Raw genomic sequence first — 17419 nt, forward strand, 5'->3', positions numbered from 1 at the left:
GGGGAGCATCTTATATAAAGATGATGATATAGTCTGGTCTGTATAGTGATATACAGAAGTTCATAAGAGAACTGGCAGGATGTTGCGAATCCTGTTGAACATATCGGGTGTTAAAGAAGGGCGTATTAAAATGGCTGAGTTTGGCCAAGGTGTCGACAAAGCTATGCAAGAAGTTTTAGATAAAACAAATATCTCAGCAGATCAGTTCGAAAAATGGGGTCAGGCCATTGCTGGCGGTGGTGAAAATGGACAAAAAGCGATGCTTGAAGCAACCAAAGCTTTAGCTGGTGTTGAAAATGCAACAGATAGAAATAAACTTGGAACAAAAATGTTCGGTACAATGTGGGAAGACCAAGGTAAGAAAATTATCGATACCATTTTAAAAGCAGAAGGCAAGCAAGTAGACCTCAAAAAAGGGGTAGATGATTTACACAATTCAACTTCTAAATTAGACGCTTCACCAGCTGTGAAAATGGAAAAGGCGTTCGGAGATTTAAAAATGGCTCTTGAACCAGTGTTGGAAGTTGTTGCAAATGTAATAGGTAAATTTGCCGAATGGATTTCTAATAATCCTGAACTAGCAGCAACATTAGCGACGATAGCAACTATAATCGGTGTGATAGCTGGGGCCTGTTTAGCGCTTGCTCCTATATTTGTTACATTGTCTAGTGTTATGGGGGTCTTAGGATTAAGTGCAACAGCAGCGGCTGGTGCAGTATTGGGTATTGTAGTTGGTATTCCGTTGCTTATTGCCGGGGTTGCAGCCTTAGTTATCGCAATCGTTAAGAATTGGGATACGATTAAGAAACGAACAATTGAAATATGGAATTCGATCATTGAATTTCTTTCAAACTTGTGGAATGGGATTGTAGAGACAGCCTCAGATATTTGGGGAAATGTTGTAGAAGTTACAATGAATGTTTGGGATGGTATAAAACAATTCTTCTCTGATCTGTGGAAGGGCATTGTTGAGGTATTTACTTCATCTGTAAATGGTATTAGCGATTTCTTTACAACAGCATGGAATGGGATTTCAAATTTCTTCATTGGGGTTTGGGATGGATTAGTTAGTTTCATATCAAAAACTTTACAAAGTATATCAGAGTTTTTTACTCAAACTTGGACATCGATTTCTAACTTTTTTACAAGTATATGGAATGGTATTGTTTCCTTCCTTACACCAATATTGCAAGGTATAGCTGACTTCTTCAAGACGATTTGGGATGGGATTTCAACTGTTATACAAAACGTTAATAACTTTATTGCACAGTATTTACAAGCTATTTGGACAGCAATTTTATACTTTGTTACTCCAATGTTTGAAAATATAAAAAATGTCATTATTATAACATGGGATACAATTAGTACTACTACAAGTGCTGTATGGCAAGCGATAACAGACTTCTTAGTATCATGTTGGAACGCATTAGTACAATTCATAACACCAATATTTGAAAACATAAAGAATTTCATCATTATAACATGGGATACTATAAGTTCAACTACTAGTCTTGTATGGCAAACAATAACTGATTTCCTCGTATCTTGTTGGAATGGTCTTGTTAATTTCATTACACCAATCTTTGAATCTATAAAGAATTTTATCATATCCGCATGGAACACGATCAGTTCAACAACAAGTTCAGTGTGGAATGAAATCATTAGTTTCTTAACTGGATTATGGAATGGCATTGTTTCTACAGCAACAAGTATTTTCGATGGAATCAAAAATGTTATTTCAACTGTGTGGAATTGGATTAGTGGTACAAGCGATAGTATATGGAATGAAATTAAATCAACACTTTCTAGTATTTGGGAAGGTATTAAATCGACAGCCTCATCCATTTGGGAAGGCCTAAAAGAAGCAATTATGGGTCCTGTCCGTTGGGTTACTAATGCGGTCGAAAGTGCATTCGAGGGAATGAAATCAATCGTGCTTGGCGTATGGGATGGTGTTAAAAGTGGAATTAAGTCTGCAATAAATGGAATTATTAACATGATTAATGTATTTATTGATGGCTTTAATACACCAGCTAATCTATTGAATAAAATACCTGGTGTAGATGCGCCAACTATTCCACATGTTCCGATGTTGGCTACAGGTGGTCATGTTCTTGGAGATGGTCAATTCATAGCGGGTGAAGCTGGCCCAGAGTTATTCACTAAGAAGGGAAACAAGGTATCTGTTACGCCATTATCATCAAGAGAGAAATCGCTTGGTATCACTGGCACAATTAAAGAATTAGTTGCCAATATGAACCGTACTATGGCTAGTAACATACAATCATTAAGTGAAAATGCAATGCCTGTAACGAATGTTTCATATGCAGGAATGCCTGGTATAGATTCAACTCCCAAAGACACGGTTATACAACTTACTGTAGATCAGCCTATTATTGTGGATGGTCGTACAGTGCAGCGAGTTGTACGAAAAGAAACTATTCGTGAGGATAATATAAACTTTCTAAAAAGGGGGCAATAGTAAATGCCAGATACAATAATTTTATTTAAGAATGGACAAACTTGCTCCCTTAAAAAAGATTACAATGTAGAAACTTTAGAATTAACAGTAGATCCACCTCAAAAAGAATCAGACAAGATGAAAATAAAAGGACAGTTTGGTGTTCGTCATTACAATAAAAGCTATACAGAGCGAGGGTGTCAATTAAGGGTTCTTGTGGATACAGGAGATATTGAGGGAGTATATGAAAAAAGAAATGAACTATATGCTTTATTTGGTAGGTTAGAAGATTTTTATATTATATATTCAAGGGAACCAGGCATACGACGACGTGTTGAGTATGAAAATATGAAAATTAACCGTCCACCTGGTTCTTTATTATTTGAAATTATTGTTGAGTTTTCTATACCTGATGGTTTCGGTGAAAGTATCTTTACATCACTAGATGCGAAGGAATGGGATACTAATAAATTCGCTTGGGGCATGGGGTTAGAATGGGATGATAAATACGATTATACATTCAAAGAGAAAATATTTTATTTTAAAAACATCGGTTCCATGGAAATTAACCCGGCCCAACATGATATAACATGGCGTATTAAATGCGATCCGCGTTACTTAAAGGTTACTAACTTTACTACAAATGATTCATTGACTATTTACAATCCGGGTGCGGTTTCACAGGGAATCATTGTTATAAAAGGACTTCATATAGAAGATGAATATGGTCGTAATTTGGTACGCCATGCTGATGCAGGTGAAATACACCTTGTGCCTGGCATAAACCAAATCAAAATTGAATCGTCTACGTTCCATTGGTGTGAAGTAAATACGAGATTTTATTATTTATAGAAAGGAGCGAATGACATGAGTTTATCAAGAAAATATTATATAAATACTCTTATATCTGCTGATGAACGGAAAGAATTAAATTTAGAAATAGATAATGTATATTTAGAGCTTGTGAACAACAACAAATTTATCACTACGGTTCAACAGGCGCTTTTAAATTTGACAGAAAAAGAAGCTATTGATGTTGCTAATTTACAATCACTAATAACAAGTGGTGATACAAATACTTTAAACATAGTTAAAAAACTAATCTCTGATTTCTTAGTGGCAAATCCGTCAGATTTTGATGAGGTATTGGCAGCACGATTAGGAGAAGAAACTTTATATGATTTTAATCAGAAGATAAAAACAAAACTTGATAATACAGATAGCTTTCAACAAGTTAAGGTAACGGACAACACAGGCCTTGCTTTATCAGTGACAGATACCAATGAATTAATAGGTAAATCAGGATTTTTTAGATATACAGCAGGAGCAAAAGGGATGCCACCAGGAAGTACTGATGGAATTGGTTTTTTTGTTTCTAACAGTAAAACAGACGTTTCGGCTCTTGCAGTAGACAAGACAACGAAACGTTTATTCTTACGTTTAGGAACAGAGTGGATGTCATTAGCTTTTGAAGGTGCTTATGATGACATAAAGCAAGAAGTATTAAACGTAAAAAGTACTCATTCTTCATTAAATGCAGCAATCAGAGCGATGATTCCATACAATAGTGTGCAATACTACGGTAGCGATAACGCAGCTTTTCAAAAAGCTTTGAATGAATCAGCCGGAAAAACGTTAGATGTGCCAGCAGGAACATATACAATTGGTGATTTAGAAATTCCAAGTAACATTAGCATTCGTGCAGATCCGAATGCTATTTTTAATTTAAAGGCAGGAAGTATAACGTTCTTTACAAATAAAGATACAGTTAACATAGGTGGATATGACAAAACGAGAGGCATCGTTTTTAAAGGTGGAGTATTTGATTTTAAAAAGATGAAAGATGCCAAAGCATTTGTGCTATCTCATTGCCAAGATATAAAAGTAGATACAAAAATTATAAATGGCGGAGAATCACAAACATACGTTGCTCTAAATGCTGTGAAAGATTCAGAGATAGAGATAGAAGCCATTGATTGTAGCGCTACAACGTCTACAGGGGCAACTGTAGGTATTTATGTATTTAATGATAAAAATACGCTTACAAATCAAAATGCGAAGCCTTATGATCTCACATCATGTGACAATGTATTAATTAATCTTAAATTAAAGAATGCTAAAAAAGGACTAGCTGAAATTGCACCGGTAGACAAAGTGATTCATAAGAATATCACTTATAATGTACAAGCTGAGAATGTACTAGAAGAACTTGGATTATTCAACAATATGTCTTATTTCAAAACAGAAAAAGTAGCCGGAAATGATATTGGACATGGCTTAGTATTCCAAATTCTTAATGATACTTGTGAAGATTTTACAATAACAGGTGTTAATATTCGAAATGGTAAAAGTAAAGAAACATCCCGCGGTGTTTGGTTCAAAAGTAAGGAAGGTGACAATGCACCGCAGTATAAAAATGTTCGTATTTCCAATCCAGTTATTCGATCGTTTGCAAAAGGTATCACTACAGATTATGGTTTTAGCGCTAAAATCACCAATCCAGACGTACAAGAATGTTGGGAAGATGGTATTTGGAATTACTTCACCCTTGATTGGGGCCTAAATGGTGGAACGGTCAAATACAACAATAAAAATGGTTGGGACTCCCGTGCTGATGTCCACATAGGTGAATTAGCTATTGATAATGGGAATAAGAAGGTATTTAGATCGATTCTTTCAAATGTCCAAGTTAGAACATTACGAGTAGAGAATTTACAAGATAGCATTATTAATAATGTGATCATTAAAGGTGGCGCTTTCTCGCAAGTTGGTTCTAATCACAATAATAAAATCGATTATTTAGAAGTAGGTTGGTAATATGAAGCGAGTAGAGAGACCAAAAATTGAGCAGCTAGGAACTGGTGAACAATATCATCTTGTTGATATGAAACTTTTTGAAGTAATGGAGGGCAAGAACGAACCGTCCTCTATTCGCTTCGAGGTTCCAGATACAGATATGAACAAGCGTGTTTATCCATATGTAGAAGATAGAAACATACTTATCTTTGAAGGGCAATATTACATTCTATTAGTAAACAAATTAAATGAATTAGGATTTAAAGATTGTGATGCTATTCAGATTGGTGCAGAATTATCTAGGCAAACACAGGAGCAGAAAGTTACAGGTGATTTTTCTATTGAAGAAGGTCTTGATCATATCTTCCAAGGAAGTAATTTTAAATACGTTAACTATTGTTCTCCAAAAAAGCAGTTACATTTCGAAAATTTTGGTGGCGTAAACCGAATGAGCATGATTCAAAACTTATTAAAACGGTTTGATATCGAATGTATTTTTGATAATATGACAGTTATTTTTGCTGATCGTATCGGAAAAACAACAGATAAATTATATAAGTTTGGTTACAATGTAAACGCGATTGAGAAAACAACAGATGATAGTGAGTGTTCATTCTCTGTTTTATTACTAGGTCATACACCTTCTGAAGAAGATGGTGGTGGCCCACAATTTAAATATTATTATGAGTCGCCATTAAAATATAAAATGCCAGAGCTTATTCGTTGTAGACAAGCTGAAAATATTGAAGATGACAAAATTAAAGATAAGGAAACAGCATTAAGAAGATGTAAGGAATTTGTTAATGATATTCCTATTGTTTCTATCACTGTAGATCATAAAGAAGCCAATTTTGATGATACAAATGAACCAAAAGTTGGAGATAAAGCAATCTTACAGCATCATAAATATAATATGGATTTCGATGTACGCGTTGTAAAACGAAGACGTTATCCATTTGAACAAACACCAAATGTCTATGAATTTAGTAATAAGCGTGATGAATTAGTTGATCGTACAGAAGAACAAAAGAAATGGACTTCTGATATTTTATCAGTTGTGAAAGACCTTGATAAAAAGCTATTAGACGAATCCAATAATTACACAGACCGTATCAATGCTATAACCGATAAAAAAGCCGAAGAAGCAAAGCAGGAAAGTGAAGCAGCAAAGAAACTTGCGGAGCTTGTGAAAGAAAACCAAAAAAACTTTCAAACTACAATTATTGAAAGTGATATTGAACCAACTACTAATCTTGAGCCTGGTAAATCGTTGTGGTTAGATACTTCGAAAGGTAAGCCTGGTGTTCTAAAGAAGTGGAGCGGAACAACATGGGATGTAATTGTTCCAGATGTAGAAGAAGCAAAAGCAGAGCTTAATGAAAAAGTAGAAGCTGTTCAGAAAGAAGCTAATGGAAAATATAACGAAGTAAAAGAAACTGTTGATCTTGTTAATCGAACAATGACAGACGTACAAAACGAACAAGGTAATGTTAGCAAACGAATGACAACAGTAGAACAAACGACTGAAGGATTTAATCGTTCTATTGAATCGTTAAATAAAAGCAATGAAACTATTACAAACAAAATAAACACAGTAGAAGAAACTGCGGATGGCATAAAAGAAAATATAACAAAGGTTGAAAGTGATCAAGAAACATTTAACCAGCGTATTACAACTGTAGAAAAAAGTGCTGAGGGAATTTCACAAAATGTTAGTGAAATTAAAGAAGTACAAACATCCCAAAGAAAAGCGATAGAACAAGCGAATTCAACAATTGAACAACATTCAAATGCATTAAATTTAGCTGTTAAGATAAAAGATGTTGAAAATTATGTAAGTGGAGTTGGAAATGCAAATTTAATTAGAAACTCAAGATTTACACAAGGAACAAAGTATTGGGGGATTGCAGCTAAATTTCCAGCGGTTGTAGACCAAGACACAACATACTTAGGTGATTTTAGTATGAAATTGACTGTTTTTGGTCAAACAAGCCCTGTTTATAATAGTTTTACTTCTAATAGAATTCCTATTCAAGCAGGAGAAGAAGTTGTTGTTTCAGCGTATTTTATGACTAAAAATATTGATGAACACTACAATAAGAAACTACGAATGGTTGCTGTGTTTTGGAAAAGCGATGGCACTCAATTTTCAGCTGGCACCCATGATTTCACTATAAGTAATGACACTTGGACAAGACAAGAATTTACAAAAGTCGCTCCGCCTGAAGCAGCTTCTGTAGGGTTAAGAGCATATGTCCTTCAAAACGGTACATTTTGGTTGGCACATCCAATGCTACAAAAAGGAAATAAAGCCAGTGCTTATGTTGAAAATCCAAATGATATTGTTGATAAAGATCAAATCCTTGAAGATTTAGCTCATAAGGTAGCAACCGAAGATTACAACAAGAAAATGACTGAAATAGATCGTCAAATTGTAGCTAACACGGAAGGGATTCGGATTTCAGCTAAGAGTACAGAAGTTTACACAAAAGTAGAAGCTGACGGCAAGTATGCTACAGGCGCTTATGTAAAAACGGTGGAAGGCCGTATTGATGTAACTGAGAAAGCAATTACTAATACAGTCCGTAAAGGTAGTGTAATTTCAGAAATTAACCAAACCGCTGAAGCAATAAAAATTGAAGCGAAACGCATTAATTTAGTTGGCGCCGTTACAGCAGAATCGATTGCTGGTAAATTTCTTGAAGGTATCACGATTAGAGCAAAAGACCCAAACGATAATAATAACTTTACAGAAATGTCGAATGGTAGAATATTTACACAAGGTTTTCAAACTCCGGCTGAATGGAATCAGTGGTCAAAGAAAGTTATTACAGGTTTAGAAAAGGGAAGTTTTTATAGTAGAGGTTATAAAGAGGACGGCACACAAGCAAATTCTGTAAACATTGCAGCATGGGGCCTTAATCTTAACAACGGTAATGACGGAGCAACATACGGAGCCGGTTCACTTATTATACGGGATAATGGTCAAAACAAAACTGTTGAAGCTAGATCTTATGATGCAACAATGGGGTGGAGACCAAGTTTTAAGATCGATAATCCTCAAGGTGACGAACTTGCAAGAATATCATCAAATGGGATTTATTTTCATAATTATAATGGTCGTTATGAGAATGAATGGGTTACTGAGAGTAACGGTTCTCATTTAACTTTGTATAGATCAATGCTTGCTTGTGATGATCACTGGAATGGGTATTTACAAGTTAAATCAGGTAATGGTTCCAGTCACAACGGTATTGTTGCTACTGAATTTAAGACAACATCTCAGTTAAAGCTTAAAACAAACGTAAAGGATATACAGATTGATGCATTGCAGGACGTTTTAGACTTAAAAATTAAAGAATACTATTTTAAAAGCGATGTATCGAAATTATACGAAATGCGTGAACAAAAAGAAGAAGGACAAGCTCCATACACATTAAATGATATTAATAAATACTATGGTTTCATGGTAGATGATTGTCCTATTTCATTTACAGATGTAAATCGACAAGGAGTAAATTTATACGCTTCTTTATCAGTAACAATAAAAGGTTTTCAACAGTATGTAGGGAGAACTGATGAAAGACTAAATCAAATAGAAAAGGTGATTATTGATGAAAATAACAGCAAACGCAGAACTTTACGCAAAAGTGGTGGAAGAACAACTAAGCGCAGCCAACCAAGAGAAAAACATTTATTTGGCTCGCGTAATCGAACTAGAAGCAGAAAATCAAAAGTTACGAGAAGAAAATGAAAAGTTGAAACCAAAGTCTACTAATAAGTAAGGCTTTTTTATTTTGTATAAAGGAGTGGGAAAATGACAATTGAAATCGGAGTACTCGTTGCAATAGTATCTGCGGCCGTTAGTTATTTTGGGTACTCACTAAATAAATCTAAAGTAATAAAATCAGATGGCCAACAAAGTGCAGAAATGAAAGCAGAACTCGGATATATTCGTAAGGGAGTTGATGACATTCGAATTGACTTAAAAGCGAATGAGAAGCAAATGCAGCAGCTTGGTGAACGAATTACACGAGTTGAAGAGAGTACAAAGCAAGCACATAAGAGGCTGGATAATTTAGAAAAGGAGACGAATTAAAATGAACAAAGAAAATATTAAAAAGCGTTTGCGCAACTGGAAAACATGGGTTGCGCTTTTTTCATGCCTTGGATTAATGTTACCTGTTTTTGGTGTTAAAGGTTTTGAAGGCGATTTAGAAAAGGTACAGCAAGCTGTTTACTTATTCGGTATTGCTTTAGGTATTTGGTCAGATCATGAAGAAGTTCAAGAAGGAGAGGATAAATAATGACTAAAAAAATTATCGATATTTCAAAATACAATGACTCTATTAATTGGGACGTAGCTGCTTCTAATATTGATTTAGCAATCTGCCGTGTACAATATGGTTCAAATAAAGCTGATTATTTATACAAACAACACGTTGAAAATTTAGAAGAACGAGGCATTCCACACGCTGCTTATGCTTATGGCTGCTATGTATCTGTGGAAGATGCAATTGTAGAGGCGAAGGACTTTATGAATCGTGTTAGCCCTAACGCTAAATTTTTAGTATTAGACGTTGAAGATGATACCCTATCAAGCTGTGGAGGCACTAATCTAGCAAAAGCTTCACAAGCGTTTATAGACACGTTAAAAGCAAAAGGATGGAAAGTAGGTTTCTATGTATCTCATCATATGTACGGCTCTTATGGATTACAAAATGTACAAGCTGATTTCTTATGGATTCCTCGTTACGGTAAGAAACCTGCATATGCATGTGATATGTGGCAATATGCAGATAATGCAACTGGTGGGTATGTGGAAGGTATCGGCAACTGTGATGTAAATAAACTTATTGGCGATAAATCACTAGAATGGTTTATAGGAAATGATTCTCAACTTGCTCCTCCACAAGAAGATGTTTTAGGATACCTTACAACGACTGCTGATATAGCTAATATTCGTAAAGAACCTAATGTAAATTCATCTATTATGCGTCAAGCTACAAAAGGTCAAGGGCATACGTATTATGAATGGTCTTATGATGGTTCTCATTTCTGGTATCGAGTAAATCCAGAAAACTGGATGCGTGATGATACAGCAAGTATCAATAAAGACGGTAAAAATCAAGGTGTCGTTTGGGTAAATGGTACTGACATCAATCTACGCAGAGGTGCATCCACTGGTGACCCTGTTATGAATAAAATTACAAAGCGTTCCGCTTATGAAGTGCATTATCGATATGAGAACTGGATTTATGTAACAGGTGAAGGTGTTGAAGGTTGGATGTATTTTGATGAATCTTATGTAAGTTGGTTGAGATAAACAAAGCGTATTTTATTTTTATTGCTCGTATATTTAATAAAGCCTCTGCTAATAATCTAGCGGAGGCTTTAAATACCGTGAACACAATCAAAACTACATTTCTAATAACTTCTCACGTAGAATTAATTCACTTTCAGTCATATAACCTCTATGTAATTCCTCTTCAATCTTATCATGATTAAAGCATAATACTTTTTCATCACCTAGATAACCAACAGGATAAGGAACGCCTGCATAGTCAAAGTCACGTTTGTCTTCTGAAATAACCATTCTTCCAATAATCATAATGATTGGTTCTACTTCTTCTAATTTTACAACGGAGCCTATAGGTAATAGTTTCATTTACTTACTCTCCTTCTTCTTTTTAATGTATTTAAAGATATAATCTAGTGTTATTATTGAAGTAACTCCTACGGATAGTTGAATAACTGTAAAGATAGCCTTTTCTTTTTGAGAAGCAGTATTTATGCTCCATATTAACATAAGAGGAAAGAGTACTCCGATAATAGTAATGACTCTTAATGTTTTATTCATAATTTAATTTCTCCAGTCTTATGTTAAACCTATTTATTTATAAATTTATCATATATCGACCCAAGTAGCTTGTTAGCACCAAGTGAAAACGCTCCTAAAAGAAGTATACAAACAATAAATAAAATCTTTTTAGTTAATCCATAGGGAGAAAAGATAGCAAATACAAGAAATATAGAAATTGCAATACATATAATAATTTTACCTGATTTAAATGGACTCATATTATTTTTTATCCTCCGGTTTTTCAAATTTAAGGAATCCACCCAGACCAAATCCTTCTCCTGGTGCGATATACCCACCTGTTTGTGCTCCAAGACTCAATTTGTATCCAAATGTACCTATACCTAGCTCACCTTTAGCTATCATATCTTTATCTCCTATAATTGGAATGAATTTCGGGAAATGAAAGATATTTAACTCTACTTCGTACTTATTTGTAGTAAGCTCTGCTCCCAGTTTCATCGTATATTGATCTACGCCAGACGCGAAGTTCCCTTCGAAAAATTTTTGTGTGATTGTAATGTCCTTCATAAATACACCGATAGGAGTAGTAATTGGGATTTTTGCCTTATAGGAATTCTCTAATGCGGAAGCTTCTATCTTTCCACCAATAATTTTACCAGCAAGTAAATCATCTTTTATAGCGCCCAAAGAAAATGGCATGTTTATATCCATCTTTCCGGACAGAGCTTTCATCGAAAATTCATCATTTCCCCCAATACGATTCTTTGTTTCTAACACAAAGCCTTCCGCTTCTCCTCCGAGTCGAGTTCCTTCTTTCCATTTTACTGTTCCTTTAAAAGTTTCATAGCTACCTTTAGCCTGCTTCTGATTTGAATCACTCGATTTTGCATTTGCTACCGTAGAATCTAACTTATCAGCTTTCCGAGCTTTATCTTCTGCAATTTTTTGGATAGGGGCTACCCAATCCATATTTAGTTCTTGTGTACTAAATGTCCCTGATGCGGAACTGAAACCTTTCCCGCTTTGAACTTCAGCAAGTCCTCGGGCAATGCTGGCAGCAAGTTGGATCGCTGTATCATAGTTACTACTAGAAGTATAATTAAATCGATGTAGATGGTCTAGTTTTTCCTGTAGTTTTCGCTTCATAGCATCAAACATGTCTACCATAACTTTCGTGCTTGGAAGGGTACTACTGATTCCTTCAATACCTGTTTTTGTTCGGTCAATTTGTCGCATTTGCTCTTTTATTTCTTCTTCAATGACATCTGTTGTAGCTACTTGTGATTGAAAATCGTTTGGAAAGGCATTATTTTGCCGGATTAATTCTTCACACAAGTAAATGATTCCTTGTGCTAAAGGTCGGAATGTTTGTGCAAAGAATGTTTTTGCACTGTCATAAGTTTGTCCTTGCAAAACCGCATCGAACATAAAAGCATCAATCGCGCGACACGTTTCCTTATAAGTGTGTAATCACGAAATAGGAGGGTTATCAATTTGATGACAACAACTGATTGACCGAAAGTAGGAATGAAAGCCGTCAGGTTGAGCTGAAACTACTTGTCTAATACTCCTACATGCAAGGCGTGATAGTAGTTACAAATTGTATGAAGCTAGGTGAAGTCGGCTGAACAAAACCTAAGTGAGAAATCATATGGTAATGGATAGGTCGGGATGCTACAAAATATCTATGGTGAGAATGTCCAAACGGACTGGCGAACTTGCGAATATACGGGTCTAAATGCTTAATACATTAGAAATATGTATGTCGTTAATGACGACGTTATCTACCGAAAAGTAAGAGTGAATGATATGAAATTCGGAACATCTAACGACGAGGATGTAACGATAACAGGCTTACAGCAAGCACCTAAGGATATATGTATAGCTAAGTCAATCGGAACGTGGTAAGCGAGAAACTGTCACCAACGCCTACTAGCAGACAGGTGTATATAAGGTTCTAACGAACCGAAATTGCTTTATTCTTGTGAAGGTGGGGACACAGTACCGACGAAACATGTAACAAATGTGGAGGGATAGTCCCTAGTCTTGTTCTTTGAAAACTAAATTAACTAGATGTAACTCACAGGATCGAGTAAGATGATGGGACTTTTCGTAAGAAAGGGGAATTAACACATCGGTGAGTACAACGTTACGGCATGCAGAGTATTACGATATGCAAAAAGTGTTTGATGATTTATATCATCGTAGCCAAAACAATGCTACAAAAGGTATAAACCTATATAAACACATCATATCGAAAGAAAATATTCTACTGGCATATAGAAACATAAAGGCAAACAGTGGTTCTAAAACTAAAGGAACAGATGGTATCACAATCAACCATTATAAAATGGAAGATGTAGATTCCTTCGTCGATAATATTAGAAAAGCTCTCACAAATTACAAACCAAACACGGTACGTAGGGTAGAGATACCTAAAGCAAATGGGAAGAAACGCCCATTAGGAATTCCTACAATGAGAGATAGATTGATTCAACAAATGTTCAAACAAGTTCTAGAACCAATATGCGAAGCAAAATTCTACAAGCATTCATATGGATTCAGACCTAACAGGTCAACACATCATGCAATGGCTAGGTGTCAATTCTTGATAAATAGAGGGGGATATAGTCACGTAGTAGATATTGATATACAAGGTTTCTTTGATAACGTAAATCATTCCAAATTATTAAAACAACTATACAACATAGGTATAACTGATAGAAGGGTACTGACAATCATCTCGAAAATGTTAAAAGCACCAATCAAAGGAGAAGGCATTCCTACAAAAGGAACTCCGCAAGGAGGAATCCTAAGTCCATTACTTAGTAATGTCGTATTAAACGATTTGGATTGGTGGATATCTAGTCAGTGGGAGAATATCAAAACAAGAAAACCACATACAGTACAAACTAAAAACTACCGTTTATCAAAAGCAAACCTGAAGAGAATGTATATAGTTAGGTATGCAGATGATTTTAAAATATTTACCAACAACCATCAATCTGCAACTAAAATATTCCATGCAGTGGAAGGATATCTCAAAAATCAATTAAACCTTAATATATCCAATGAAAAATCAACTATAACTAACCTAAAAAGAAAATCTTCGGATTTTCTAGGATTCTTTATCAAATCTGTAAAAAAGCGAAAAAGACATGTGGCAAACACACATATAAGCGAGAAAAAGAAAAAGGATATCCTTGAAAAAGCAAAAACAAGGATTAAAGCAATTCAGAAGAATCCAATAGCAAAAACAGTACAGAGTTATAACTCCTATGTGCTTGGTATCAAAAATTATTATAGAATCGCGACACATGTGAATATAGACTTTGCTGAAATAGCCTTTCGTCTCTCGAAAACCTTGTTTAATCGTCTAAAATCAATAGGAAAATATAAAATTCCTACCAACGCTAATATATTATACAAAAAATTGCACAGGAACAATTTTAGAACCTTTGAAGTAGTAGGTAATCATGTATATCCACTAGCGGACATACAAACACGATTCCCTCAAAATTTCAGTCAAGACATATGTAATTATACTGAAAAAGGAAGACAAAAACTCATCAAAAGCTTAAAAGGTAACATTGCTAATGAAATACAAAAAATGTTGCTATCCTCCAGTAAAGGGAAAAACATGGAGTACACAGATAACAGAATATCGAGATATTCCATGCAAAATGGTAAATGTGCTGTCACAGGAATCTTTTTACTAGCTGATGATGCGCATTGCCATCACAAACTACCGAAAGATATAGGAGGAACTGACGAGTTCAATAACCTAATTATTGTACATGAATTTGTCCACAGACTGATACATGCTACAAATGAAGAGACGATTAGAAAATATATGAGAATACTTCAATTGAATGATAAACAATTGAAGAAAATAAACAAACTCCGTAAAGTTTGTAATCTAGTTGCTTTAGTATAAAAGGATAAGATGGAACGCCGTGTGCGGTGAAAGTCGCACGCACGGTGTTAAGCGGGGGAAAAGATGGAGATAACTTCAAAGTCTTACCTATCGCAACGAATTGATGGCTTGTTCCATTCCTTGAATCGTTGCATTACACATAGCATTCATACTTTGTGTTTGAGCCTGGACCTCTCCTAGATACATGTTTAAACTCATGATTTAACCTCCAATGTTAATTTTTGACGTTGATGGTGAAGGTCATTTTCTAGGTTGCTAAGGTTTTGTTTTTCTTTTAGTAACGTTTCTTTTTGGTCTTCCAATTCGTATGTAAGTTTTCGTTCAATTTGCCCTGTATCTTGACGCAGATTATGAAAAAATTGTCCTAGTTCTTTATCGTTATGCCAAGTTTCTAATAAAGGATCAAACAGTCGATAACTTTGACCTTTCCACTCATAAAAATTTGCTTCCGCCTGTTCTTGCTTTTGAATAGCACGTTGATTTTGATATTGGTCTTCAGATATAATTCTAAATTTATCATTTAGTTGATTGATTTGTTTTTGAATATCTAGACTCATTTTTTCACTCCTACTTTTCTATGTTCGTGTAGGTTGCTATATCACTTGAAAATTTTTTGAAGTTCGTTATCCATACGCTCAAAATCTTGAGCTACAGAATGAATATTGTGAACTGCTTGTTGAAAGGCGCTATACAATTGTGTGGTTACATCTAAAGCTTGTTGATTTGCTTCTTGTACTTTGGAGTTGATAGATAACGTTGTACGTGATGATCTTGTTATGGATCTACTTGTGGCACTTTGAATCGTATCAGCAGCGGTTCCCATTTGCGTAGCAATTTGTTGTGCTGTTTGAGAATTACTTTGAAATTGTCCCGTCGCTTGCATCCTCTCTATATTTAATTAATTATGGAAATTATACCATATTAGTAAATCATAGATGGATTACATTAATAAGAAATTTATACTATTTTTATATTTTATTAATATCTACTAACTGGAATTTTACATATAAATTTAAAAGAGTAATAAAAGTAAATACAATAAAAAAGAAGAGAATAATCTCTTCTTTCTCATGCTCTTTTTTTGAGAAGATTTTACATAAAAATTAACCATAATTTTACACATCCTCAATGTTTAATTGTTAAAATTTTACACGAAATAACAATTAAGGGGAAGATTTTAGTGGAATTGACAGTAATCGATAAACAAAAGGTAACATCGTATTTAGTACAAGTATCTTATCTAGACAAAGATTTCTTGTTTCACATTCGGGAAATTGATGACAACATAGATATTAATCTTATTGATGAAAATAAGAAATTTTTAACACCTGTTCCTGTTGAACTATTTCTTAGTAAACTTCTGAGCGAGGAAGATAAAGTGAATTTTAGAAAGGTATATAGAAATATGTCTGGATTGGTATTATTAGAACCATTGACACGTGAGGAATCAATTTATGTAAGAGAAATGACAAAAGAAGAGGTTGTTGCATTTAGATATTTAGAAGATGCTTTTTCACGAGACTCAATGAATAAATTAGAAAGCCCTCTCATGTGAGAAGGGCTTTGTATTATATAGCGAATTGAACTTCTTGTGCATCGGAGATCTTATCATATAATTTTAAATGGAAGAAATAAAGAACGGTCGCTTATTTTGTTGTCACCCCATTGGTGTAAACTTTATCTTCCCATTTACTACAACTAGCAAAAATAATTCTCCGTGTTGAATTAATTTGAAATGAGTTGTTTTTAGAAAGAGGATAAATTAAATGTTTTTAAATAGAAAGTGAATTTAAAAGCTTGGTATCATAAGATTTGATGGTATATGAAGTGCTCACATTGTTGCTCACATTTTGCTCACAAACTATATAAAACTATATGAAAATAGACGAAAAAGTATTATTTTAATAAAATTAAAATGAAGAACATAAAACGCCAAAAACCTTTATTTATTAGGTTTTTTGGCGTTTTATAGTGAATGGAATTAACAGAATGAATTATTTTAAAAATGTTCATTCTTTTCCCAAGATTCAACGATATAATGAGCAACTGTTGGATTGTAACCTTTTCCAATTAAGTACGTGATTGCCGCAATTTCCGTCATAGCGTGTGATACGGATGTATATTTTGCTTCTTTTACCCCGTATTCTACCCAAGGTTTAACGAGGTTTAATACGGGGTGTTTTAAGTGTTGAAATTGTGCAGCATATTGCTGGATTTGTTGTTCAGTTGGTTCAGTTGGTATTGTAGGGCTGGCCTGTGGGAAGCGTGGATCATAATGATACTGGTATTGTGGTAGTGGTTCAGGATATGGTTGATAATAGGGTTGTTGTGAGTTGTAAAACATTATTTTTCCTCCTTCATGACATAAGTACAACATATAATATGGGCGGACAAGAAAATA

The 17419-nt window shown here is 34.6% G+C and carries 14 protein-coding genes and 1 pseudogene; 9 read left to right on the plus strand and 6 right to left on the minus strand.

Annotation, left to right across the window (positions count from 1 at the left end; all coding sequences use genetic code 11):
* The first annotated feature begins 130 nt into the window (after positions 1–130).
* From BM211_RS02445 to BM211_RS02475, 7 genes are all read left to right on the plus strand, one after another.
* On the plus strand, positions 131–2482 hold the full coding sequence (locus tag BM211_RS02445; protein ID WP_177206874.1) for a phage tail protein: 2352 nt from the start codon (positions 131–133) through the stop codon (positions 2480–2482).
* A 3-nt stretch (positions 2483–2485) separates the two neighbouring features.
* Positions 2486–3313 (plus strand): phage tail domain-containing protein, encoded by an 828-nt coding sequence (locus BM211_RS02450; RefSeq protein ID WP_090994887.1) that lies wholly within the window; start codon positions 2486–2488, stop codon positions 3311–3313.
* A gap of 15 nt (positions 3314–3328) precedes the next feature.
* On the plus strand, positions 3329–5278 hold the full coding sequence (locus BM211_RS02455; RefSeq protein WP_090994889.1) for a hypothetical protein: 1950 nt from the start codon (positions 3329–3331) through the stop codon (positions 5276–5278).
* Between the two features lies 1 nt (position 5279).
* Positions 5280–9011, plus strand: a complete 3732-nt coding sequence (locus BM211_RS02460) for a phage tail protein (RefSeq protein WP_090994892.1) — start codon at positions 5280–5282, stop codon at positions 9009–9011.
* Positions 9012–9074: 63 nt separating this feature from the next.
* On the plus strand, positions 9075–9356 hold the full coding sequence (locus tag BM211_RS02465; RefSeq protein WP_090994895.1) for a hypothetical protein: 282 nt from the start codon (positions 9075–9077) through the stop codon (positions 9354–9356).
* 1 nt (position 9357) lies between these two features.
* Positions 9358–9564 (plus strand): hypothetical protein, encoded by a 207-nt coding sequence (locus BM211_RS02470; protein WP_371261852.1) that lies wholly within the window; start codon positions 9358–9360, stop codon positions 9562–9564.
* Complete coding sequence (locus BM211_RS02475) at positions 9564–10583, plus strand: GH25 family lysozyme (protein WP_090994900.1); 1020 nt, start codon at positions 9564–9566, stop codon at positions 10581–10583. Before BM211_RS02470 ends, BM211_RS02475 begins: the two co-directional genes overlap by 1 nt.
* A gap of 93 nt (positions 10584–10676) precedes the next feature.
* Here BM211_RS02475 and BM211_RS02480 read toward each other — a convergent pair whose 3' ends face one another.
* The 3 genes from BM211_RS02480 to BM211_RS02495 all read right to left on the minus strand — a co-directional run bounded on the left by BM211_RS02480 (position 10677) and on the right by BM211_RS02495 (position 12521).
* Positions 10677–10925: a DUF4176 domain-containing protein gene (locus tag BM211_RS02480; RefSeq protein ID WP_035436833.1), complete on the minus strand. Its 249-nt coding sequence runs from the start codon at positions 10923–10925 to the stop codon at positions 10677–10679.
* On the minus strand, positions 10926–11117 hold the full coding sequence (locus BM211_RS02485) for a hypothetical protein (RefSeq protein ID WP_035436836.1): 192 nt from the start codon (positions 11115–11117) through the stop codon (positions 10926–10928).
* A 222-nt stretch (positions 11118–11339) separates the two neighbouring features.
* Positions 11340–12521, minus strand: coding sequence for a T7SS effector LXG polymorphic toxin (locus tag BM211_RS02495; protein ID WP_256216742.1), 1182 nt, complete (start codon positions 12519–12521; stop codon positions 11340–11342).
* Positions 12522–13218: 697 nt separating this feature from the next.
* Between BM211_RS02495 and ltrA the strand changes: the two genes are divergently transcribed.
* A complete protein-coding gene (ltrA, locus tag BM211_RS02500) occupies positions 13219–15018 on the plus strand; it encodes a group II intron reverse transcriptase/maturase (protein WP_090994906.1) in 1800 nt (599 codons plus the stop codon).
* A 194-nt stretch (positions 15019–15212) separates the two neighbouring features.
* Here ltrA and BM211_RS02505 read toward each other — a convergent pair whose 3' ends face one another.
* Together BM211_RS02505 and BM211_RS02510 are read right to left on the minus strand one after the other, a co-directional pair.
* Complete coding sequence (locus BM211_RS02505; RefSeq protein ID WP_090994907.1) at positions 15213–15575, minus strand: DUF3958 family protein; 363 nt, start codon at positions 15573–15575, stop codon at positions 15213–15215.
* Positions 15576–15616: 41 nt separating this feature from the next.
* On the minus strand, positions 15617–15901 hold the full coding sequence (locus BM211_RS02510) for a TIGR04197 family type VII secretion effector (RefSeq protein WP_090994910.1): 285 nt from the start codon (positions 15899–15901) through the stop codon (positions 15617–15619).
* Between the two features lie 297 nt (positions 15902–16198).
* Here BM211_RS02510 and BM211_RS02515 point away from each other — a divergent pair, with 297 nt between their 5' ends.
* On the plus strand, positions 16199–16573 hold the full coding sequence (locus BM211_RS02515; RefSeq protein ID WP_090994915.1) for a hypothetical protein: 375 nt from the start codon (positions 16199–16201) through the stop codon (positions 16571–16573).
* Between the two features lie 444 nt (positions 16574–17017).
* Here the strand turns inward: BM211_RS02515 and BM211_RS02520 are convergent.
* Positions 17018–17347, minus strand: a pseudogene (locus BM211_RS02520) (hypothetical protein); the annotation flags it as partial.
* Between the last annotated feature and the right edge of the window lie 72 nt (positions 17348–17419).

Source organism: Bacillus sp. 491mf (assembly GCF_900112415.1).
Taxonomy (GTDB): domain Bacteria; phylum Bacillota; class Bacilli; order Bacillales; family Bacillaceae_G; genus Bacillus_A.

Bases quoted from the DNA above. Each gene is read 5' to 3' on its own strand.
- BM211_RS02505 (WP_090994907.1), bottom strand. From the start codon at position 15,575: ATGAGTCTAGATATTCAAAAACAAATCAATCAACTAAATGATAAATTT.
- BM211_RS02485 (WP_035436836.1), bottom strand. From the start codon at position 11,117: ATGAATAAAACATTAAGAGTCATTACTATTATCGGAGTACTCTTTCCT.
- BM211_RS02470 (WP_371261852.1), top strand. From the start codon at position 9,358: ATGAACAAAGAAAATATTAAAAAGCGTTTGCGCAACTGGAAAACATGG.
- BM211_RS02445 (WP_177206874.1), top strand. From the start codon at position 131: ATGGCTGAGTTTGGCCAAGGTGTCGACAAAGCTATGCAAGAAGTTTTA.
- BM211_RS02455 (WP_090994889.1), top strand. From the start codon at position 3,329: ATGAGTTTATCAAGAAAATATTATATAAATACTCTTATATCTGCTGAT.
- BM211_RS02460 (WP_090994892.1), top strand. From the start codon at position 5,280: ATGAAGCGAGTAGAGAGACCAAAAATTGAGCAGCTAGGAACTGGTGAA.
- BM211_RS02450 (WP_090994887.1), top strand. From the start codon at position 2,486: ATGCCAGATACAATAATTTTATTTAAGAATGGACAAACTTGCTCCCTT.
- BM211_RS02475 (WP_090994900.1), top strand. From the start codon at position 9,564: ATGACTAAAAAAATTATCGATATTTCAAAATACAATGACTCTATTAAT.
- BM211_RS02480 (WP_035436833.1), bottom strand. From the start codon at position 10,925: ATGAAACTATTACCTATAGGCTCCGTTGTAAAATTAGAAGAAGTAGAA.
- BM211_RS02465 (WP_090994895.1), top strand. From the start codon at position 9,075: ATGACAATTGAAATCGGAGTACTCGTTGCAATAGTATCTGCGGCCGTT.
- BM211_RS02510 (WP_090994910.1), bottom strand. From the start codon at position 15,901: ATGCAAGCGACGGGACAATTTCAAAGTAATTCTCAAACAGCACAACAA.